Consider the following 21,008-nt stretch of genomic DNA (forward strand, 5'->3'; position numbering starts at 1 on the left):
CGATCAGCGATCGAGCCTTCATCCGCACACCTCGGTGCTGCCGAAAATGCGATTGCCGATCCGAAAAGAAGAGGACGGATACGTATGTGCGGCATATTCGAGCTCGCCGCACACACCACACCGCTGAACCGTGGTTTGCTCGGAATCGGATGAAGTTATCGCCGAAGGAATTTCATCGGTCTTCGACAGTCCGCGGCGGCGCGGTGAGAGCATGCACCGCACCGAGGGTTCCGCCGGCCGCCGCACCGATGGCCGTCAACGGGACAGCCATGAGGGCGGCACCGTATGCGGCGCCTATCGGCCCCGCGGCCAGGCCGATCGGCGCGAACGGCACACCGACGGCCAGTCCGATTCCGCCACCCACGACGGCTCCTATCAGTGCGAACGGGCTCGCTACCGCAGCGCCCGCCGCCGCACCGATCGCGGCGCCGCCCAGAGTCTCGCCTGCGATGCGGTCGGACCTGCTGCGCTCCATCCCCACGGAATCGAGAAAGGTGGCCATATCGGCTTCCGCGACTGCAGCGCCGTCGTTGACCTGGATGGCCTGCTCCCGGTAGAGCCACTGCGGCGCGTCGACTTGCACGTCCCCGAAGCGCAACTTTCCGGCCGGCGGTGCTATCGGCGGTACAGGAGCGACCGGGACCGGCGGGTGGAGCACGCCCACCGGTGCCAAATAGTTTTTCTCGGGCATCGGCCGTGCCCACTGCAGCGAGCTCAACGTATCGTGCGGAATTTCCAGCCCCTCGTACGGATGGACGTTCGGAGGCTCGGCCGCGGGCCACTGCGCCGGTTGCGCAACCTCCGACCGGCTGGACCCGGCCGCCGGGACGGTCCGCACGGTTTCGGCTTTCGCGAGTCCGGCGCCCGCCAGCGTGAAAGTCATCGAAAGGGCGACCCCTGTCCCGATCGCCGAAGTCACCACTTTTCGCTGCGTGTCGCGAGCCCTGTGCTTGCCCTTGCCCATAGATCACCTTTCATCGGAAAAGAGATGCTCGATACCCGAACAGAGGTGGCCTGCCGTAAGCGTCGATCGGCTCCGGCAGTGCATAACGCCGATGGAGCCGGTCGGGTGTTATTTGCTACGACGGGTGGATGATTTGGGTTTGCCGGTTTTGCGGGGCGCGTCGTCGGCGGCCATCGCATCGCGCAGACTCTTCGGTCGCATATCTGTCCAGTTCTTTTCGATGTACTCGATGCAGGCGTCCCGGCTGTCTTCACCGAAGACGACGCTCCATCCATCGGGGACCTCGGCAAAGACCGGCCAGAGGGAGTATTGCTCTTCGTGGTTGATCAGAACCGAGAATCGGCCGTTGTCGTCATCGAAGGGATTGGTGCTCATTTCACCTCGCTGAATGCTCGCATTGTGCGGATAGGTAATGCTCGTGCGTGTATCGGTGTCCGCAACCGGTGTGCGATCACACCGTGCGTGGAGCGGCGAGCGCTCCGGCGGATGGCCGATGAGTTGCGACACCGTCGGATCCCCTCCCCGGTGTGTCGATCTCCGGGCAGGAGAAGAGGGTGCGAATTGCATGTTCTTCGAGGCGGTACCACACGTGGATGGGGCGAAGCATCCACGCCCGTCCTGAGGCGAGAAGTCGGCAATCGTCGATCCGGCAGTACCAAAGTATGCGGATGAACACTCAAACCGCTAATCGGGCGAACCGCTCATGTCGGCCATACGGTGCAAACGGCGGTCACCGAGACAGCGAAAAATGTTCCGATCCAAGATCCCTGCGGCTTCGAATAGCTGTCGATGCCGCTGGTGGGTGGGGATCCCGAAGGGGCAGAAGGGCCGTGTGAGTCGGATTCCGCGGCCGAGCGTCTCGATCCAGCCGAGCTGGAACCGTAGGCGGGCCAAGAAGTTCGGATGCCGGATCCAGCCGGAGCCTTGACGGCTTGCCGGCTCGACACGGCACTACGTTGCTACTTCCTCGAAACCGAGGTTCCGGTCAGCAGCACTGTTCCCTGCCTCCCCGTCACCGCACGTTGCACTGTCGGGGCTGCCGGGTGGTCCGCGGCTGCACGCACAGAATTCCATCCGGGAGATGCGTCTATTGACTTCGAATGTGCACGCACGACCGATACGCTCGGCGTTGTTGCGGGGGATGTCGACTGTATTCGTTGTAGCCGTCGTCACTTCCGTCGGCTCAGCACAGGCGCAACCCGAAGACGGGCCGTCTCCGGACTTGCAGCGTTGCCCACCCCTGTATGTCCTAGGGGTGCAAGGGACCGGCGAATCGTCGCCCGACGCACCGGCTTCCGTCGATGACGGCATGCTTTCGGCTGTGCTGGTCCCGCTGCTGTCGAGGGTGGGGCCGCGGCAGGCCGGGCATGCGTATGTCCCTTACCAGGCCTCGTTCGGCGGGATGGTCCCCGGCGGTCTGACGCCGTATTCGTACTCAGCGGCCGAGGGGCTCGACAGTCTGCGGTCGATGGCGCGCGAGGTCGTCGGCCGATGCCCTCATACCGAGCTGGGGTTGATCGGGTATTCACAAGGGGCGCACGTCGTTTCGATGTTCGCGCGGGAGGTCGGGGCCGGCGGAGGTGCGGTGCCGGCGGATCGGGTTGCGGCGGTGGCACTACTCGCGGACCCGACTCGCGGCCGTGCTGCACCCGTATTCCCGGGAGCCCCCGGTAAAGACCGGCCGGATCCGGCGCCCGACACCACCGGCACAGAGGTCGCCGAGTTGCCGCAGTTTCCACTTGCGACGCCGCCTGGCGGCGGGATCGGCCCGGTGCGAGACATCATCGACGATTTCGGTGCGCTCACCGGGCGGGTGGCGTCGCTGTGTCGGCCCGGCGATCTGGCTTGCGACGCACCCGCCGATTCGCCGCTGATCCACATGGTCGCGACCATCGCGGGCCAGATCGAATTCGACCCCGACGACCTGTTGCTGACCTTGTCCTCCATCGCGGCCACCCTCCAGGCGACGATCGCCAAAACGCTGACAGCGGTGGTAACCGACGACCTGCACGGTGATTCGCTGGGAACACTGTCGCTGACCCCGCAGAAGACACTCAGTATCCGGCTCGCGGAAGCTGCCGACCCGCGCGTGCCTGTCGGCCCGGAGGCGCACGAGGCACTGCTGAAGCTTGCCGCTGCCGCATTCAACACCCTCCTCGCGATCACCGGGACCGTGTTGTCCACCTCGGAGTTTTCCGAAATCGCCGGCACAGCGGCGATCAACCCACTCGCGGGGATCGCAATTCTCGCCCAGGAAATCGCCTCCGCGTCGCACCACCCGCCGCCACCAACGCAAGCGTCTCGGCTATTGACTCAGATATTCGACGCCCTCGGCGAGCTAGGAGCCGACAACGCCGAACTGCTGGATCCACACATCTGGCTCCGTTATGTCGATACCGTCCGCCAGCACGGCGCGTATGCCACCGCCGGCGTCGGCGTCCGCTCCAGCACCGAAATGCTCACCGAGTGGTTCACGGCCGTAGCCCGCGACCTGGCCGGCCACCGGCTCCCCCCGCCCAGCGAAGGATCGAGCGAAACGCCCGGCCCCCCGGTCTCGGCACCGACCACCTCGCCTCCGGCGCTGCCCGCGAGTCCACCGGTCACGGTTCCGCCCGCGGCGCCCTCGTCACCAGCCGTACTCCCTGCCCCGACTGCGACTACACCGAATACCCGGACCGGCACCGCCCCGATTCTCAGCGAGACCGATCGGACGGACACGCGACTCAATTTGCTGCTGGTCCTGATGGGTTTCGTCATTGTTTCCGGAGCTGCGACCGCAATACGTACTCGCTTGCGCCGGGCGCACGCCGCTGCGGAGTCCCCTCGAGAGGATTCCGCAAGCGAAGAAGTCGTTCACACGCTACCGGAAAATATCACCACTCCCGAGCCGGGAGACGACGCCGAGATTACGGTGGATCAGCGCGAATCAGCGCCGGAAGCGACGCGCCGCAGCACCACTTCTTCATCCCTCCCCACCGGGTAAAACATATCCTGCCCGTTCCGCGAAATTTTCCCGGAACGGGCAGACTGCGACAGCCGGCCGAATTCAGCTCTGCCGGAACGGATTTCGCACGCGCAAGCCCGCACCTTCTCGAATAAAACAGAACAGTTCACGTGGTCCGCTTATCGAGTTATCCATCGAAGCCGCACACGAATCTACGTCGACCGGGAGCTTTGTATTGAACGTCACCATGGATGAGAGCCAGGACGCAGTTGCCGAAATTGTCGTAAGCCTGCTGGAGCGCGTGAGCGCACGGAATATCGACCTATGGCCCGCCCTCCTCGGCAGCGGCCTGCTCTCGGCGCCCCTGCCGCAACGCTACGGCGGAGAGGGCCTGGGCCTCTTGGAGGTATCGGCGATACTGAAGGAGCTGGCAACCGACGCCGTCGAGGTTCCGGTCCTGTCGACCCTCGGATTCGGGGTACTTCCCTTGCTACGAGCCGCGACGGATGACGTGATGGAACGAGTTTTCCCAGCTGTCGCCGAGGGAGCGATTGTCACGGCGGCGCTCAACGAACCCGGGGCACCGTTCTCCTCGAAACCCTCGACCACTGCGATCACCGACGGCACCACGGTGAGAATAAGCGGCCACAAGGTCGTTGTGCAGTATGCGAGCCGGGCAAGCTGGATCCTGGTGCCGACCGATTCCGGACTCGCCGTCGTGGATGCGAAAGCGCCCGGTATCAGCCGTGTCCCGAACGCATCTCCGACCGGAGTGCCCGAATTCACGCTGCGATTGGACAACGTGTCCATACCAGCGGAGCAGTTGCTGCCCGATGGTGTCCCGCCACTGAAGCGGTTGGCGCTGGCTACGATCGGATCGGTAGCGGATGGCCTGCTGCACGGAGTGCTGCGACGGACCGTCGAACAAGTGCAGGCCCAGGCTCGGCTCGGATTGTCCCCCATACAGTTCCGGGCGGCATCCCGGAACATCCACGATATCTACGTCGCCTCTCGTGCGGTGCACTCGATCACACTGTCGGCGAATCGGGCGCTTGCGCAGGAGGACGACAGCGCCGAACATCGAAAGCGCATCGACACTGCCCTCGAGACGCTGGCTTACCGGGTCGCCACGGCGCTGCCGGAGGCCGTGCGGAAGTGCTACCAGCTCAACGGCATCGGCTCCGAACACACGGCACCGCTGTACCGCTATTACTCGCAAGCGAAGGCCATCGCCCGCATCATCGGCGGCTCTCCGTTCCGACCGGAGTGCCCCCGCGCCGAATGCGCTCTGCCTCGACCACACGACGACGGGGCTGCCCCGAATACTGCCGACTTCGTATCTGCGGCGACGTCGGTCGCCACGATCTGAGGAGCGCGGCCGGAAACCCGCATCACGTCAATGAATCTGCTGTCACACTAAGGAATTGCGGCAAACACTCCCACTTCGCCATCGACTTCGTAGTCCAGAGAGGTCTTCATGCCGGACCCGTCCGAAACCATCGCTGCGGACCATGGGCGCACACCTGTCGGGTTGGACACTTCGCGGGCAAGCATCGCTCGCGTTTACGACGCGACGCTCGGCGGCAAGGACAACTACGAAGTCGATCGTGTCGTTCGCGATACGGTCGCTGAAATCGCGCCGCGCCAAAGCGATGTGGCCTGGATGAACCGTCGATGGCTGCATCGGGTGGTCCGATACCTCGCCGGCTGCGTCGGCATCGACCAGTTTCTCGATCTCGGTGCCGGACTACCGACCGTCTGCAATACCCACGAGATCGCACAACAGCACAATCCCACCGCACAGGTGGTATACGTCGACAACGATCCGCTGTGCGCTCTCCACGGCCGAGCCCTACTCGAACGCAACGAACACACCCACTTCGCATCGGCCGACCTGACCGAGCCGCATGCCTTGCTGACCTGTCCCGAGATTGCCGCACAGCTCGATCCGAGCCGTCCTCTCGCTCTGATTCTGTGCGGCGTCCTTCACCACATCGACGACGATGCCGACCCCGCCGGAGTCATGCGCCGATACATCGACGCGATACCGGTCGGATCCTATGTTGCGATCACCCACTTCTGGGATCCCGCCGACGGATCCGCGGCACACGACATGGCTGTTCGACTCCAGCACCGGTTCATGACGTCGGGATTGGGGTCCGGCTGGTACCGCACCCGCGACGAGATCGCCTCGTTCTTCGGTGATCTGGAGGTTCTCGCGCCCGGACTCGTCGAACTGGACGACTGGTGGCCGATGGGGCCCGAACTCGAACCCCGATGCCTCGAGAAACGGCTACTTCTCGGCGGAGTCGGGCGCAAAACGTTGCGGTCCACCGTGATCCCACTTCAGCACCAGAGCAAGCATCGGTGACAAGCGCCGGAATATGCGGACGCGGGCGGCATGCCAAGGTGCCACCCGCGTCCGACATTATTGGGTATCTCGTGGATAAGATCCCAGCAGCGACCGAATTACCCGACGGAGACTGTTCACACCGATAAGGAAATCCGGGCATAGACAGAACCGAATGCGGTGTTGGTAAATCGCCGGATTCTATCACCGCACCCAATTCCTGCGAATCAACTATTCGCGGTGCTCAGGGGTCTGTGGTGCACCCCTGATTCGACCCGCCACCGCGCGCCCCCCACAGCAGAGGAGAGCAACAGCGGAATTTACGAGCCGAGAAGAAATACCGGCCGAAAATTGGGGAGGTAGGTCGGCCGGCTCGCACTCACAGCCCGACAATGCCGAGCAGCGAGTGCAGCAGGTTCACAACGAAAGTCAGAATCACAAGCAATCACCTCCCTTCGAGAACATCGTTGCCTTTGCCGAATTGAATCGGCTATCTGGGCCCGATCCGAAACATTACACAATGACATTGCAGATCAAAACTCACGTGAAAGCGCCTGAAGAAAGACGCGCGAAGGAAGAAACTGCCCGATCCCTGCACCTCTCGCGCTTACCACTCGCCAATCCGCACTCTCGTTCACGCATTGACCGACACAATTCGGGTTCGTTTCGACAAATTCAATGAATCCGATGCCGAAAGGTTTTTCTCACCCGCCGGGTCACGAATGCGGCTGCAGCCACTACGCCTTCTTTGCAGGTGTCCGGTCGGTTCCGCAACCTCTCTCGAGGTGACCGGCGGTTCACACAGCGCGAATCGATGCTTGGGACCAGCGAACACGCCGATAAAGCGCGTGACTAAGCCGATCCGGATGACTATCGGGTGAGCACCCGGCGCCGTTACTCTCAGCGCGGCGTGCACATCCGACGATCTACTCGGCGGACGACAGCCACTTCACCGGACGGCGCAGGCCATCCGCCTCGACAACGAAACTTGTTATGCTGCAGCTATCCTCCAGCGATGCCCTTCTCGTTCTCCCTCGCGCAGGAGCCGGGGACTCACGCGTCGGGCACGCTGTCGAGTCCCACACCCGAAACCTCACGCGGGATCGTCACGACTCTCGAGTACTGGTGCGGTGCAGCATGATTCGGGATCATCACGCCATCGTGCGTCCGCCTGCAGAAACGATCTCAGGGCAATGGAGACAGCGGATATAGGAGATTGCGATGCCGATGCCGAAGTGGTGGGGGCATGTCAACAAGCGGGTGTTCAACCCGCGCGCGATCGCGAACGGCAAGTGGCCGGTGCTGACTCACGTCGGCCGCACATCCGGCAAGAGCTACCGCACACCGCTCGATGCGTATCCCGTCGACGGCGGCTACCTGTTCGTGCCGGTGTACGGATCCGGCGCCGACTGGGTGCGCAATGCGCTGGCGTCCGGTCGCGCACAGCTGGAAATCAACGGAGAGGCTATGGAACTCGAAAACCCGCGCCTGATCGGTGAATCCGAGGCGTTCCAGTATCTCCCCGACGCGGCGCGCCCGCCGCGGCTGATGCGGATCACCGAGTTCCTTCGCATGGACCTGGCGTCAAGCTGACTTCCGGTCCCGCCAACTACCGCTGCAGCAACCCGATTCAGATTCAACAGAAGTTCTCGGGCCGGTGCACCTCTACCGGTGGGAAGGCAGGCCTTCCGCGGGAATGGACAATCTTCGTGGCGTGGGTGGCCGCGCTCGGCGACTCGGTCGCCAGGAATGTGCCTCCGCGTCGTGGGGTTGATCCCCATCGATCGATGGCAGCGAAGTGTTGGGAGTGACGATGCGAGCCCTGGTGATGACCGCCCCCGGCGGTGCGGAGAAGTCGGAGATCCGCGAGGAACAAGCGCCGCGGCCCGCTGCGGGCGAGGTGACCATCGACGTTGCCTACGCCGGCGTGAACTTCATGGACGTGATGGCTCGCCGAGGCGATGCGGGCTACGCCTCCTCGTGGCCCTACCGCCCCGGATTGGAAATCGCGGGCACTGTGCGCGAATTGGGTGCCGAGGTCACCGGACTGGCCGTCGGTGAACGGGTGGCGGCCGTCGCGCTCGGCGGCGGAGGTTTCGCCGAGATCGCCACGGCGCGAGCGGAACTCACCGTGCCGGTACCGGACGCCGTCCCGTTGAGCTCGGCCGCCGCCACCCCACTCGGCCTGGCGACCGCTCTGCTACTGCTCACCGAGGCCGGCCGCTTCACCGCCGGGGACACGGTTCTGGTGCACTCCGCCGCCGGTGGTATCGGCGGCGCGGTGGCACAGCTGGTACCGCTGCTCGGTGGTGGCCGCCTCCTGGGGACGGTGAGCCGCGCCGGCCGGTCGGTGCCCGGCTACGACACCGTCCTCATCCGTGGTGACGGCCTGGCCGAGGAGATCCGCGCGGTGACCGATGGCCGCGGAGTGGACCTCGTGCTCGACCCGCTCGGCACCGAGGCACTGGATCTGGATCTCGAGGTCACCCGCCCCACCGGCCGAATCGTCTTGTTCGGCAACGCAGGTGGCGGCGCACCCGCCCCGCTCCCGCCGTTCGGTCGCCTGCTGGGCGGCAACCTCACCCTGACCGGTTTCAGCCACCGCGGCCTCGTCGCCGGTGCACCGTCGAAGGTCGCCGCCGCTACCCGCCGAGTGCTGGACTACCTCGCCGAGGGCACACTCTCACTCCCGGTCACCGAACTGGCATCGCTGGACGAGGTAATTGCCGGACACGACCTGCTGGCGTCCGGACAGGGTGCGGGCAAATACGTCGCCCGCATCGGTTCTGTGTCGAACTAGATGCACAGCGGAGTCAACGCCGTGCCGGCTCGGATGTGGCGCGCAGGAAAGCGGAGAGCACACTGCGTCGGAGGCGGGCAGGTCGACGCGAAACAGTTTCGGCGGGTTGATCTTCCGCTGGCGCGACGATGCGTTCGGTCCTGCGCCCGGTCCCGCGGGGATGATTAGCCCACACATCCGGTGTCAGCGTCGGTGTCAGAACGGCATCAGGGCCCTGTCAGCGGCACCGGACACAGTAAGTCCATCGAACAGGCGAGCCCCACCGAGACCGGTAGGGCAACCGCCACAACATCTTTCGAAGGAGTACGCCATGTCCACCGCCCTCGTTGCGACCAAGCAGCACCAGCTCACCGTGCGCACCGCCGCCTACGGCGCCGTCTCTCTGCTCGCCGCTACCTCCGACAAGCCCCACAAGGCCGCCACAGCGGGCTCGGTGGCGCTGATGTCGGCGACCGGTCCCGTCGGGCATCTGCTGGCTGCGAAGTCCAAGGACATCACGTTGCGCGGAAAGTCCATCGCCGAACTCGCCGACCAGGTACTGCCCGCGCTGACCACCGCGGTGACGGTGCTCGCCCAGCAGGATCCCGCCCAGGCCGACGACTTCCGCACCACCGTCGAGATGGCGCTCGAGGCCGCTGCGGCTCACGGCCGCCCCAGCCCCGTGACCTCCGAAATGATCCGCAAGATCACCGCGGCCATGCACACCGCATAGAGACTGCGCGCGCTGTCGCCGGGCCGAGTTCCATCTTGCGGATGGGTCTCGGCCCGATGGCCTTCGAACAGTGCGTGGCCTGACGTAGGGCCCCTTCCGGAGCAGCCTCGCGGTCCTCGGCGGTCGATTGGTCAGGACTCCACGATGTCGACCAACTGCTTACCGAGATTGCCGCCCTCGAAGACAGCGCGCAGTGCACCGGGAGCGGATTCCAAGCCGATACTCACGGTTTCGGCGATGGTGAGTTCGCCCCGCTCGTGCCAGTCGCGCAGCGCCGCGAACGCCTCGGGAAAGCGGTCGAGATAGTCGAGGAAAATGAAACCTTCCATGCGTGCCCGGCGCATGGCCAGCTGCATGTAGTTCCGCGGCCCGTACTGCGGGTCCGCGCCGCTGTACCCGGAAGAGATCGCACCGGCCAGAACGACACGAGCGCCGTGCGCCAGGTGCGCCAGACCATGCTCGAGAACGCGGCCGCCGACACCGTCGAAGAAGACGTCGACACCGTCCGGGGCCAGGCGGGACAAACCGGCCGAGACGTCGTCGTTCTTGTAATCGATGGCGGCATGCAGGCCCGCGCGGTCGGTGATCCAGGTGCACTTGGCCGGACCGCCCGCGATGCCGATGACAGTGCAGCCCAAGGCTTTCGCTATCTGTCCGGCAATCGATCCGGTCACACCGGCCGCAGCCGACACCAGCACCGTCCGGCCCGGCTCGGGCCGGCCGATATCCGTCATACCGAAGTACGCGGTCAAACCGGGCGCTCCGAACAGGCTCAGCATCAGCGTCGGGGCGACGCCGTCGGGCACCACGTTCAGCCCGAACAAACCCCCGTCGGACGCGACGACGTAATCCTGCCAGCCGACCATACCGGCGACCCAGCTGCCCTCCGGATAGCTCGCGGTGTTCGAGCGCACCACCTGTCCCACCCCGCTCCCCCGCATCACCGTGCCGACCGGGACCGCATCGATGTAGTTGTCCGAATCGTTGAGCCACCCACGCTGGGTGGGATCGATACCCAGTCGATGCACCCTGACCAAGGCCTCCCCAGGCCCCGGCACCGGAATCGGAGCGGTTCCGAGCTCGAAATCACCCTCCCGCAACTCCCCCTCGGGCCGCCTCCGCAGAATCCACTGCCGGTTCACCGTATCCGCCACCGGGCGATGCTAAATCACATACATCACAGCCTTCGAACCATTTTCCGCCGTGACCGGCAGGCACGGATTCGACTACTACCCCGGCCCGACGAGACGAGATCATGACGTCATTGTTTCGTCATCGCATCGCGGGGCACCTCCCCCTCCGAGTGCGCGATGATCTTCGGGGCGCCTGCTCATCAGGCTGTGGCGGCGGGCACCGACCAGGCAGGGCGAATCACACCGACGAGCGTGACCTACCGAGGAGACCGAGGTGGCAACAGTCGCCGAACGCGTGCAGCAACATATCGGCCGCGGCCACGCGGCGGAGATGCGAGAAGCCCGGATGTTTCTTCGCGGCCCCGGCACGGCCGCCACCGACATCGGACTGTCGACGAGCGACTACCTGGCGCTGTCCGGCGACAGGCGGATCACAGCCGCCATGAGCGAGGCGCTGCTCACCCCGATCGAGCCCGAACCGGGTCCTCTGGCGCGCCGCCTGGCCGACTACACACACAGCGCTACGGCGGTGGTGTGCCAATCCGGCTGGGCAGCCAATTTCGGGTTGTTGCAGGCCATTGCGGCGCCGGGCGTTCCGATACATGTCGGGGAGAACACGCACATGTCCTGGCGACAGGCGGCCCTGGCCGCGGCCGCGCCACTGCACACCTTCGGGCACAACGACCCCGCCCGGCTGGCGGCGCAGATCCGCGCCCACGGCCCCGGCATCATCGCCGTCGACGCGATCGACAACACCACCGGCACCCCGAGCCCCCTGGCCGCACTGTGCGACGTCGCCGACGAGACCGGTTCTCTGCTCGTGGTCGACGAATCGCACTCTCTGGGCGTCGTCGGCCCGCACGGTGCGGGTGCCGTCGTCGCGCTCGGGCTCACCCGGCGCGTGCCGTTTCGCACCGCCAGCCTGGCCAAGGCGTTCGTCGGCCGGGCCGGGCTGGTGACCGCGCTCGACCCCGAGTTCGCACCCTATTTCGAGTCGGTGTCCTACCCTGCGATCTTCTCCTCGGGCCTGCGATCCCACGACATCGCCGGGCTGTCCGCGACCCTCGAGGTGATCCGAGCCGAGGACGGACGCCGCGCCCGGCTGTGCGAGATCGCCCATACCGTCCGAAAAGCGCTCGCCCGCACAGGTTTCGACACGGCGGGAGTCGACAGCCACATCATCGCGGTTCCCGCCGGAACCGAAGCCGACGGTCGCGCGGTGCGCACGATCCTGGAAGCACACGGTGTCCTCGGCGCGCCGTTCTGTCCGCCCGCCACCCCTGCGGGCAGGTCGCTGATCCGGCTGTCGCTGCACGCCGCACTCACCGCCGAGCAGATCGGGCGAATCATCACCGCGTGCGAACAGGTCCATGCCGTATACGGCAAATGACCTCGGCCGCGCTCGGCGCTCATGTGCCCGGAGCCGCCGTCAGCGATCCGGCCGCCGCCGCGAACAGGCCCTGGCAGCCCGCTGCGACCTCGGCGATATCGGAGTACAGATCGACATCGTTGAGTTCCCGCAGCATCTCGACGCGACAACCGTTGCGCAGCAATGCCTCCCGGGTGAGCGCACCGGTTCGATCGGTGGACATCGGCACCTCCGCGAGGGCTCGCGCCGGGCGCACGTCACACAGCCCCAGCGCCCACCAGCCGCCGTCGGCCGCCGGCCCCAGCACCGCATCCGGGCCGGCCAGCAGCCGAGCCCCACATTCGGCCAGCAGCGCCGGCCCGGCCTGCGGGGTGTCCATCCCGATCTGCAGAACGGGCAGCCCGAATCGAGCCGCGTCGGCGTGCGCATTCGCCAGGCGCACACCGAAACCGTCGCCACGCTGCGGGACCACATCGAAATCGCGCAGGGCCGAACCTATTTCGCGTGCGCGGCACGCTCGCTCCAGGTCGCCGGTCCACGCGACCACGCCTCGCGCCGGGCCGCAGTCACGCACCGCGGCCAGGGTGTCCAGGAGCGCGGCGGCGGCCAGATCCGCCGCCTCGGCCGGAGCCAGCGGCGGGGTCAGCCGGGTCTTGGCGAATCCGGCGACCGGCGCCTTCGCCACCACCAGCAGCGTCAATGGCAGAACAGTCATCGCACACTCCAGAAGTCGCGGGCGGCACGTACCGTCCCGATTACCGAACCGGACACTTTCGACACACCGTGGGTGCGCGGCCGATAGGTGACATCCCGTTCGACCACCTTCCACCCGGCCCGCGCCGCCCCGGCCAGCAGAGCCAGCGGATATCCCGACCGCGGATGCAGCGGGCCCAGTGCCACCAGCTCGGATCGGCGGATCACGCGCATCGCGGCCAGATCGTGCACCGGCAGCCCGTAATGGCGCCGCAACCAGTGCGCCAGCAGCCAATTGCCCAGGCGCGCATGCCACGGCCAGGCGCCCCGGACCGGGCGGCGGCGCCCGGCCACCATGGTCACATCGGGGCCCAATTCGGCCACCAGCAGCGGTAATTCGTCGGGCGCCATCGAACCGTCGCCGTCGAGCACCGCCACCAGTTCGGTTGTCGCGGCCGCGATCCCGGCGTGGACCGCGCTGCCGTAGCCCGGAACGGATTCGACGACCACCGTCGCGCCCGCGGCACGCGCTACCGCGGCGGTGTCATCGGTCGAACCGTTGTCCACGACGACGACCCGATACTCCGCCGGGACCGCCGCCAGAACGCCCGGTAGCGCGTCGGCCTCGTTCCGGCAGGGAATCACCACGGTCAGCTCTCGACTGGCTTCGACTGGGGTCACGTGTCGACCGTAAGGCCGATCGGACGAAAAACAGCTGGTGACACAGGTGACGAAAGTATGACGGCACGATCGCGTGGGCGTCGCGTCGCGCCGACGGGACCTACGGTGAACCAGTGAGCGATACCCGCAGCAGCACCGCATCGCAGACACGGCGAGTATCGGGCGTGCGCGCCGATATCGCCTGCGCGGCAGCAGCGACGATCCTGGTGGCCGCCGCCTTCCTCGTGCCGAGGATCAGCACACCGCACTATCGCAAATCGCTCTACGCCGCCGCGGCACCGATCTTCGGCTCCTGGCTTCCACATATCGGATGGGGTACGGGCCCCGCGATCGTGATCGCCGTCGCCGTGGTGCTCTACGGCCCTCGGCTCGCCGCCACGCTCACCTGGCGACGGCTGCTGCCGGCCACCTGGGTGACCGCACTCGCGTGGGCGTTTTCCCTCGCCATGGTCGACGGGTGGCAGCGCGGATTCGCCGGCCGGCTCACGACGATGCACGAGTATCTGCACGAGGTCGGCGGAGTGCACGACATTCCGGCGATGCTGCGCGGATTCTCCGGCCGGATCCTGGACTATCAGCCCGATTCGTGGACCACGCACGTGTCCGGTCATCCACCGGGCGCACTGCTGGTGTTCGTCTGGATGGACCGGATCGGGTTGGGCGGCGGCGCATGGGCTTCCACGCTGTGCGTACTGGTCGGCTGCAGCGCGTCGATGGCCGTGCTGGTGGCGATGCGGGCATTGGGCGCGGAAAGCAGGGCGCGGGCGGCCGCACCGTATCTCGCCCTCGCGCCCGCGGCGATCTGGCTGGCGGTCTCGGCGGACGCGTTCTTCGCCGGAGTGGTCGCCTGGGCGGTAGCCGCGCTCGCGGTAGGACTCGGCGGCGCGCGGCCACGTCCGCTGATCCTGTTCGTCTCCGGAGTGCTGTTCGGATTCGGCATCTATCTCAACTACGGCCTGGTTCTGATGGCCGTTCCGGCCGCGGCGGTGGCGCTGCTGCGCGGTGTGCGAGCGGTGTGGCCCGCGGCGCTGGGCGTGCTGGCCGTCGTCGCCGCCTTCACGCTGTCCGGCTTCTGGTGGCTGGAGGGTTATCACCTGGTGGTGCAGCGCTACTACCAGGGCATCGCGACGACGCGACCCGTGTCCTACTGGATCTGGGGAAATCTGGCGGCGACGGTGTGTGCGATCGGATTGGCGTCTGCCGCGGCGCTGCACCGGCTTCCGGGCGCTCTGCACCTTCCCGCACCCGCGCAGATCCGCGCCGCGCCCGCGGCGGCGTTCGCACGCTGGCGCGCCCGCGCGGACCCGGCGGCGCTGCTGGCTCTGGCCGCGCTGACCGGTCTTCTGCTCGCCGATCTCAGCGGCCTGAGCAAGGCCGAGACCGAGCGGATTTGGCTGCCGTTCGACATCTGGGTGATCGGCGGAACCGCCTTCCTGCCGGCGCACACCGCGCGCGCCTGGCTGACCGTCCAGGCCGTCGGCACCCTGGTGCTCGCCCACCTCGTTCTCACGAATTGGTGAGCGCGGTGCGCATCCTGATCGCCGATGACGATCCCGTCGTGCGTGAGGTGGTCCGTCGCTATCTCGAACGCGACGGCCTGGCGGTCACCGAGGCCACCGACGGCGTACAGGCGGAACGCGCACTCGACGGCGGTGACATCGATCTGGCCGTTCTCGATGTGATGATGCCCGCGCCCGACGGCATCGAGTTGTGCCGGTCGGTGCGCGAGGGTGAGCGTCCCGAGACACCGATCATCATGCTCACCGCCCTCGGCGAGGAGGAGGATCGCGTGCTCGGACTGACAGCGGGCGCCGACGACTACCTGACGAAGCCGTTCAGTCCGCGCGAGCTGGCGCTGCGGGTGGCGTCGGTGCTGCGCCGCACCCACGGCCCGGCACCGACGGCCGGTGTGCTGCGCAGCGGCGAGATCCGCCTGCGCCCGGCGGCCCGGACGGTGGATATCGCCGGTCGGCCGGTATCGCTGACGGCACGCGAATTCGACCTGTTGTCTTTCCTGCTGGCCAATCAGCGGCGCGTGTTCAGCCGGACGGAACTGCTCGCGCAGGTGTGGGGCTGGGATTTCGGCGACCAGTCGACGGTGACGGTGCACGTCAAACGCCTGCGTGCCAAACTCGGCGATACCCACCGGATCGAGACGGTGTGGGGGCGGGGCTACGCCTGGGGCACCGGGACAGGAGTCGATCGTGCCGAATGATGTTGCGGGACTGGTCGGATGGGCACTGGCCGGGTCGGTGCCGGTCGTCGCGCTCGGAGCGGTGCTGCTGCGTGTCTTTCGCAATCGGGCCCTGGGGCTGTCGATGGTGATTCTGGTGTTGATCCCGACGCTGGCCACCCTCAGCGGTTTCATCGCGGTCAGCGGTCTGATGTTCAGCGACGCGCTGGCCAAGATGTCGGTGGTCCTCGTCGTGGTCACGGCGGTGACGGTGCCCGCGGCCATCGTCTTGGGCCGGGCGCAGGCACGGCAGCTGGTCTGGGAGAAACAGATGCTCGATCAGGAGCGCGCCGCCGAGGCGTCGCGGCGCGAACTGGTGGCCTGGGTCAGCCACGATCTGCGCACGCCGCTGGCCGGGATCCGGGCGATGGGCGAGGCGCTCGCCGACGGCGTGGTCGCGCAGACCGGAGATGTCGAGCGCTACGGCAGGCAGGTCGTGCGCGAAACCACGCGATTGTCGGGCATGGTCGACGACCTGTTCGAGATGTCGAAGATCAACGCCGGAGCCCTGCGCCTGCATCTGGAACCACTGGATCTGCGCGAACTCATCGACGAGGTGGTCGCCGCCACCGAGCCGGCCGCCGGGCGTGCGGGAGTGAAACTGTCTGCCCGGCAACCGGATTCGGCGATCACCGTGGCCGGCAGCGACCAGGCGCTGACCCGGGTGCTGACCAACCTCCTGGCCAATGCGATCGCGCACACCCCGCCGGGCGGATGTATCGACATCTCGGCCGGGGCCGCACACGCCGGCGCCTGGGTGCGCGTCGACGACACCGGTCCCGGCATCGCCGAGGCGGATCTCCCCCGCATCTTCGAGGCCGGCTATCGCGGCACCGCCGCGCGCTCGCCCGCGGCCGAGGGCGGAGGTAGCGGTATGGGCCTGGCGATCGCCGCCGGTCTGGTGTCGGTCCACCACGGCGAAATCAGCGCGACGAACCGGGAACGAGGCGCTCGTTTCGACATTCGGCTACCACTGCTCGACGGTGCCGACCCTGCCGCGGTGTCGCCGCCCCCTCACGAGCGCGGGTTGTCGATCTCGTCGTCCTGAGTGTCGCCGACCTCGTCAGTGCCGCCACTGCGGCGCCCCCGCACCGGCGGCGGCCCGCAACGGAGCGGTGGCGAAGTCGGTGAGCCCCTGCGTGGGATCGATCGCCGCGGTGAAGCCCAGCAGTTCGCGGGCCCGATCCGGTCCCGCGACGATATGCCGCACATCGCCCGGCCGGAACTCGCCGGTCACCACCGGCTCGGGACCGCCCTGGGCACGGGCGAGAATCGCCGCCACCGCGCCGATGCTGATCGGATGTCCCGATGCGATATTCAGCGCCGTGAACCGGTCCAACGGCTGTTCCACGGCCCGCCGGTTGGCGTCGGCGATATCGGTCACGTGCACGAAGTCGCGCATCTGGGCGCCGTCCTCGAATACGCGCGGCGCCGCCCCCGCCTCGAGCGCCGACCGGAAGATCGCGGCCACACCGGAATACGGTGTATCCCTGGGCATCTCGGGTCCGTAGACGTTGTGATAGCGCAGTGCGGTCACCGTCGAGCCGGTGGCCGTGGCCCACGCCGCGGCATAGTTCTCCTGCGCGAGTTTGCTGGCGGCATACAGGCTGCGCGGGTCCAGCGCCGCATCCTCCGGCACCGGCGCCCAGCGCAGTGGCACACCGGTGTCGGGATGGCGATGGTCGAATACGCCGCGCTCGAGGTCCGCGCGCCGACGTGGCAACGGCGTCACCGCCACGGAATCGGCTGTGCGATAACGCCCTTCGCCGTACACCACCATCGACGATGCCAGCACCAGCCGGCGGCAACCGGCCCGATCCATCGCTGCCAGCAGTACCGCCGTTCCCAGATCGTTGTGACTGGCGTAGGCGGGCGCATCCTGAACGGTCACCCCCGCACCCACCACCGCGGCCTGATGGCAGACCACATCGATTCCCGGCAGCACACGGTCGAGCGCGTCCTGGTCGCGCACGTCGACGCGATGCAGCCCCTCCGGCGGCCTGGCCTCGACGCCGTGCGCCGCACTGAGCATCGCATCGACCGCCACCACCTCGTGCCCCGCATCGGTCAGCGCGCGCCACACATGAGATCCGATAAACCCGGCCGCTCCGGTCAGCAGAATCCGCATACCGAGATTCTGGCCACGGTCGCGGCGCGATGCGGGGACGCGGCGCCACCGGTAAGCAAACCGTCATAATTCGACGTCGGTGACGCAACCATTCGCGTCGACGGTGGCCTCGTCGAAAGCGCCTTCTGACGGAATCTCCGTGCGGCGACACCGTCACCGTGACCCCGGCTGACCGCTGAGCTCCGCGAGCAGCCGCCACAATGCGGGGACCGCCGATTCCACCGCCCGGCGATCGGCGGCGGACAGCCGGGCCAGCGTTTCGCGCAGCATCGCCGCGCTCGCGCGGTCGTACCGATCCAGCAGCTCGCGCGCCCGCGCCGACGCGATGAGCATCGCCCCACGCCCGTCCCCCGGTGTCGGCAGCCGCTCGACGAGATCGTCCGCGGTCATGGTGCGCAGCAGATTGCTGATGGTGGACTGTGCCACGTTCAATTCGGCGGCCGCCCGGCTCGGCGCGACTCCGCCCGTCGCCACCAGGAGCCGGAGCAGTTCGATCTGCGCTTCCGGGAGGTCCGGCAGGTCTTCGGCGGCTCGCGTGCGACGCAGGACCGCCCGGCGCAGCGGTCCGAGCAGGGCGCTGAGTTGGGCGTCCACCGGCACTCGCGAGACCGGATCCGTTCGTGAGGCCGAGGGTTCCACCCCCATATTCTGCCCGCACGACCGGTACGGACCGGCGGGGACGTGCGCCGCCGGCGCCGCCGCCCCATCGATACCGTCGTTCAGTTGGTCCGATCGGCGAAGCCTGCGGGCAATTCCGAAGGGGCACAGGCAATCACGGTTTCGTCGTTCTCGCCGACCAGCTCGGCCCAGGTGATGGTGGCGAACTCGCTCACGACGTGGATCGGATAGGTGGGCCCCGCCTCCCGATAGCCGGCCATCCGCTCGAGGTGGTCGTTCTGAAAAAGGACGGTACGCTGCGGGTTCTCCTCGACCCAGCGCGGAAAGAAGATCACGCCGTGCAACCGCCGTAGGCCGGGCAGGATGTCGACAGCCACCGACGTCCCCGTCGGCTCGGTCCAGGAAACCTTGAAGTGCCCCTCCGTCAGCCGCACGATGTCGACGTTCTGATCCTTGACCCAGCGCCCCCCGACCATGCCCGAATGGATGCGGTAGTCGATGGTGTGGGCGTTCTTGACATACATCTCGTAACGCCAGCCGTTGGCGTAGGTGTAGACGAATCGGTGCCCCAGAAGGCCGCCCAGGCCTGTCATCGCGTCCCCTTCGACATGTTTACTTTTGCCACAAAAGTATCTACGAATATCGCTGCCCCGCAACCGGAAACGACTACTTGCGCGACAATCCCGGCTTTTCGCGAAAGCGTTGCGCGCGGCGAACGTGCCCGCCTACAGTACTTTTGCTGCAAAATTAAATGGAGTCAGGGAGCTTCACATGTCGATCCGCACTGCCCCTCGCACCCGTGCGCGGTGGCTGTCCTCGATACTGATCAGCGTCGTCGCGGCAGCGGTGGCGGCTGTCACCCCGGCCGCCCACGCCGCACCGGACGCCGGTTCGGAGCCGGTTGTCGGTGTCACCGGCGGGCAGATTCGCGGCATACGCGCCGACGGTGTCGTTCGATATCTCGGGGTGCCGTTCGCGCAGGCCGCCCGGTTCGCGGCGCCGCAGCCCGCACCGCCCTGGCCGGGTGTCCGTCCGGCGGTCGCCCACGGACCGCAATGCCCGCAGTCGTCTCCCGTGCCCGGAGTGGTGTTGCAGCCGTCGAGCGAAGACTGCCTCAGTATCGACCTCTACGTGCCCGAACACCCGGCCGGCACCGCGCTGCCGGTGATGGTGTGGCTCTACGGCGGCGCGTTCGTCCTCGGATCCAATGCCCAATACGACTCCCCCGCCCGCCTGGTCCGCGACGGACAGGTCATCGTGGCGGTCCCGAACTATCGCGTCGGGCCCTTCGGCTTCCTGGCTCTGCCCGAACTGGCCGCCGAAAACGGCGGCGCGACAGGCACATACGGCACCCTCGATCAGCAGGCCGCGCTGCGCTGGATCCACGACAATGCGACAGCCTTCGGCGGAGATCCCGGCAACGTCACCCTGTTCGGTGAATCCGCCGGCGGGATGAGCGTCTGCACCCAACTCGCCTCCCCGACAGCGCGCGGCCTCTACGCCAAAGCCATCGTCGAAAGCGGTTCGTGCGCACGAAGTCCCCTCGCACCACCCACCCCACAAGTTGCCTATCAGCGATCCGGCGACTACGCATCCAGCCTGGGCTGCGCCGACCCCGCCACCCGGTTGGCCTGCCTGCGCACATTGCCCGTCGATCGGCTCCTCGCCTCTCCGACGACGCAACTGAACACCATGGCCGTCACGTGGACACCCATCCGCGACGGGGTCGTGCTGACCGACACGCCCGAGAACTCCCTGGCGGGCGGCGCGGCGCGTGACATCCCTCTGATTGTGGGCAGCAATGCCGACGAAGGCGCGACCTTCATCGCACTGCTCGACTACGGACACGGAACCACGCCCTCGGCAACCGATTACACGCAGTGGACCCGAGAACTGTTCGGCGACAACGCCGATCGCGTGCTCCAGCGCTACCCGATCTCGGCGTATCCCATACCCGCGGCCGCCAAGGAACGCGTGCTCACGGACGGATTCTTCGCCTGCCCGGCACAATTCACCGCCGAGACCGCCCGCCGCGGCGGCGCGCAGGTGTGGCGGTACCAGTTCAACGACGCACCCCTGCCACCCAATCCGCTACTGCCGGGCGCGTTCCACGGCGCCGAGGTCCCCTACGTCTTCTCCTCGCTCATGGGCCTGCCCATTCCGTTGCCGCCCGCAGCCGACCGGCTTTCGCGCGATATTCAGGACAGCTGGGCGCAATTCGCCCACACCGGAAATCCCGAAACACCGGCCCTGACCCCGTGGCCCCATGCCGCCGCCGACACCACCCTCGAACTCGGCAGCGACCGCATCGGACCCGCCGGCACCTTCGCCGCACAGCACCACTGCGACCTGTGGGCCGGTATCGATCACATCGGATAGAAGG

At 67.1% G+C, this 21,008-nt stretch carries 19 protein-coding genes; 11 read left to right on the plus strand and 8 right to left on the minus strand.

What is annotated here, in order from left to right:
* Positions 1–172: 172 nt before the first annotated feature.
* Both NE2_RS10395 and NE2_RS10400 read right to left on the minus strand, forming a co-directional pair.
* Complete coding sequence (locus tag NE2_RS10395; protein WP_228831376.1) at positions 173–883, minus strand: hypothetical protein; 711 nt, start codon at positions 881–883, stop codon at positions 173–175.
* A gap of 189 nt (positions 884–1,072) precedes the next feature.
* Positions 1,073–1,339 carry an MbtH family protein gene (locus tag NE2_RS10400; RefSeq protein ID WP_030518083.1) on the minus strand — a complete coding sequence of 89 codons (267 nt, stop codon included), beginning with the start codon at positions 1,337–1,339 and terminating at the stop codon, positions 1,073–1,075.
* A gap of 946 nt (positions 1,340–2,285) precedes the next feature.
* On the opposite strand from NE2_RS10400, the gene NE2_RS10405 reads away from it, so the two are divergent.
* The 6 genes from NE2_RS10405 to NE2_RS10430 all read left to right on the plus strand — a co-directional run bounded on the left by NE2_RS10405 (position 2,286) and on the right by NE2_RS10430 (position 9,770).
* Positions 2,286–3,947, plus strand: a complete 1,662-nt coding sequence (locus NE2_RS10405) for a cutinase family protein (RefSeq protein WP_167356727.1) — start codon at positions 2,286–2,288, stop codon at positions 3,945–3,947.
* A gap of 196 nt (positions 3,948–4,143) precedes the next feature.
* Positions 4,144–5,277, plus strand: coding sequence for an acyl-CoA dehydrogenase family protein (locus tag NE2_RS10410; RefSeq protein WP_084493943.1), 1,134 nt, complete (start codon positions 4,144–4,146; stop codon positions 5,275–5,277).
* A gap of 108 nt (positions 5,278–5,385) precedes the next feature.
* Entirely contained in the window at positions 5,386–6,279 is an 894-nt protein-coding gene (locus NE2_RS10415; protein ID WP_063025736.1) for an SAM-dependent methyltransferase, read from the plus strand.
* 1,200 nt (positions 6,280–7,479) lie between these two features.
* Positions 7,480–7,851 (plus strand): nitroreductase family deazaflavin-dependent oxidoreductase, encoded by a 372-nt coding sequence (locus NE2_RS10420; protein WP_063025737.1) that lies wholly within the window; start codon positions 7,480–7,482, stop codon positions 7,849–7,851.
* 220 nt (positions 7,852–8,071) lie between these two features.
* Positions 8,072–9,058 (plus strand): quinone oxidoreductase family protein, encoded by a 987-nt coding sequence (locus NE2_RS10425; protein ID WP_063025789.1) that lies wholly within the window; start codon positions 8,072–8,074, stop codon positions 9,056–9,058.
* Positions 9,059–9,368: 310 nt separating this feature from the next.
* On the plus strand, positions 9,369–9,770 hold the full coding sequence (locus NE2_RS10430) for a hypothetical protein (protein WP_063025738.1): 402 nt from the start codon (positions 9,369–9,371) through the stop codon (positions 9,768–9,770).
* Positions 9,771–9,901: 131 nt separating this feature from the next.
* Here NE2_RS10430 and NE2_RS10435 read toward each other — a convergent pair whose 3' ends face one another.
* Entirely contained in the window at positions 9,902–10,924 is a 1,023-nt protein-coding gene (locus tag NE2_RS10435) for an NADP-dependent oxidoreductase (protein ID WP_063025739.1), read from the minus strand.
* A gap of 253 nt (positions 10,925–11,177) precedes the next feature.
* Here NE2_RS10435 and NE2_RS10440 point away from each other — a divergent pair, with 253 nt between their 5' ends.
* Positions 11,178–12,293, plus strand: a complete 1,116-nt coding sequence (locus NE2_RS10440) for an aminotransferase class I/II-fold pyridoxal phosphate-dependent enzyme (protein ID WP_063025740.1) — start codon at positions 11,178–11,180, stop codon at positions 12,291–12,293.
* Positions 12,294–12,312: 19 nt separating this feature from the next.
* On the opposite strand, the gene NE2_RS10445 is transcribed toward NE2_RS10440, so the two are convergent.
* Together NE2_RS10445 and NE2_RS10450 are read right to left on the minus strand one after the other, a co-directional pair.
* On the minus strand, positions 12,313–12,987 hold the full coding sequence (locus tag NE2_RS10445) for a TIGR04282 family arsenosugar biosynthesis glycosyltransferase (RefSeq protein ID WP_063025741.1): 675 nt from the start codon (positions 12,985–12,987) through the stop codon (positions 12,313–12,315).
* Positions 12,984–13,646 carry a glycosyltransferase family 2 protein gene (locus tag NE2_RS10450; protein WP_233429730.1) on the minus strand — a complete coding sequence of 221 codons (663 nt, stop codon included), beginning with the start codon at positions 13,644–13,646 and terminating at the stop codon, positions 12,984–12,986. The genes NE2_RS10445 and NE2_RS10450 overlap by 4 nt, the downstream gene beginning before the upstream one ends.
* A 113-nt stretch (positions 13,647–13,759) precedes the next feature.
* On the opposite strand from NE2_RS10450, the gene NE2_RS35600 reads away from it, so the two are divergent.
* Genes NE2_RS35600 through NE2_RS10465 form a run of 3 tightly spaced genes read left to right on the plus strand, consistent with a single transcriptional unit; the run spans position 13,760 to position 16,927 of the window.
* Positions 13,760–15,166 carry a hypothetical protein gene (locus NE2_RS35600; RefSeq protein WP_373862239.1) on the plus strand — a complete coding sequence of 469 codons (1,407 nt, stop codon included), beginning with the start codon at positions 13,760–13,762 and terminating at the stop codon, positions 15,164–15,166.
* Between the two features lie 5 nt (positions 15,167–15,171).
* Positions 15,172–15,861, plus strand: a complete 690-nt coding sequence (locus NE2_RS35605; RefSeq protein ID WP_063025790.1) for a response regulator transcription factor — start codon at positions 15,172–15,174, stop codon at positions 15,859–15,861.
* The gene (locus NE2_RS10465; protein ID WP_084493945.1) at positions 15,851–16,927 is read left to right on the plus strand and encodes a sensor histidine kinase; all 1,077 of its coding nucleotides are present in this window, start codon (positions 15,851–15,853) and stop codon (positions 16,925–16,927) included. Before NE2_RS35605 ends, NE2_RS10465 begins: the two co-directional genes overlap by 11 nt.
* A 15-nt stretch (positions 16,928–16,942) precedes the next feature.
* On the opposite strand, the gene NE2_RS10470 is transcribed toward NE2_RS10465, so the two are convergent.
* From NE2_RS10470 to NE2_RS10480, 3 genes are all read right to left on the minus strand, one after another.
* The gene (locus NE2_RS10470; RefSeq protein WP_063025744.1) at positions 16,943–18,007 is read right to left on the minus strand and encodes an NAD-dependent epimerase/dehydratase family protein; all 1,065 of its coding nucleotides are present in this window, start codon (positions 18,005–18,007) and stop codon (positions 16,943–16,945) included.
* A 153-nt stretch (positions 18,008–18,160) separates the two neighbouring features.
* Positions 18,161–18,646, minus strand: a complete 486-nt coding sequence (locus tag NE2_RS10475) for a MarR family winged helix-turn-helix transcriptional regulator (protein WP_218018584.1) — start codon at positions 18,644–18,646, stop codon at positions 18,161–18,163.
* Between the two features lie 80 nt (positions 18,647–18,726).
* Positions 18,727–19,218 carry a phenolic acid decarboxylase gene (locus NE2_RS10480; protein ID WP_063025745.1) on the minus strand — a complete coding sequence of 164 codons (492 nt, stop codon included), beginning with the start codon at positions 19,216–19,218 and terminating at the stop codon, positions 18,727–18,729.
* A 178-nt stretch (positions 19,219–19,396) separates the two neighbouring features.
* Here NE2_RS10480 and NE2_RS10485 point away from each other — a divergent pair, with 178 nt between their 5' ends.
* Entirely contained in the window at positions 19,397–21,004 is a 1,608-nt protein-coding gene (locus tag NE2_RS10485; RefSeq protein WP_063025746.1) for a carboxylesterase/lipase family protein, read from the plus strand.
* Positions 21,005–21,008: the final 4 nt, after the last annotated feature.

The organism is Nocardia elegans NBRC 108235 (assembly GCF_001612845.1).
Classification (GTDB): Bacteria; Actinomycetota; Actinomycetes; order Mycobacteriales; family Mycobacteriaceae; genus Nocardia; species Nocardia nova.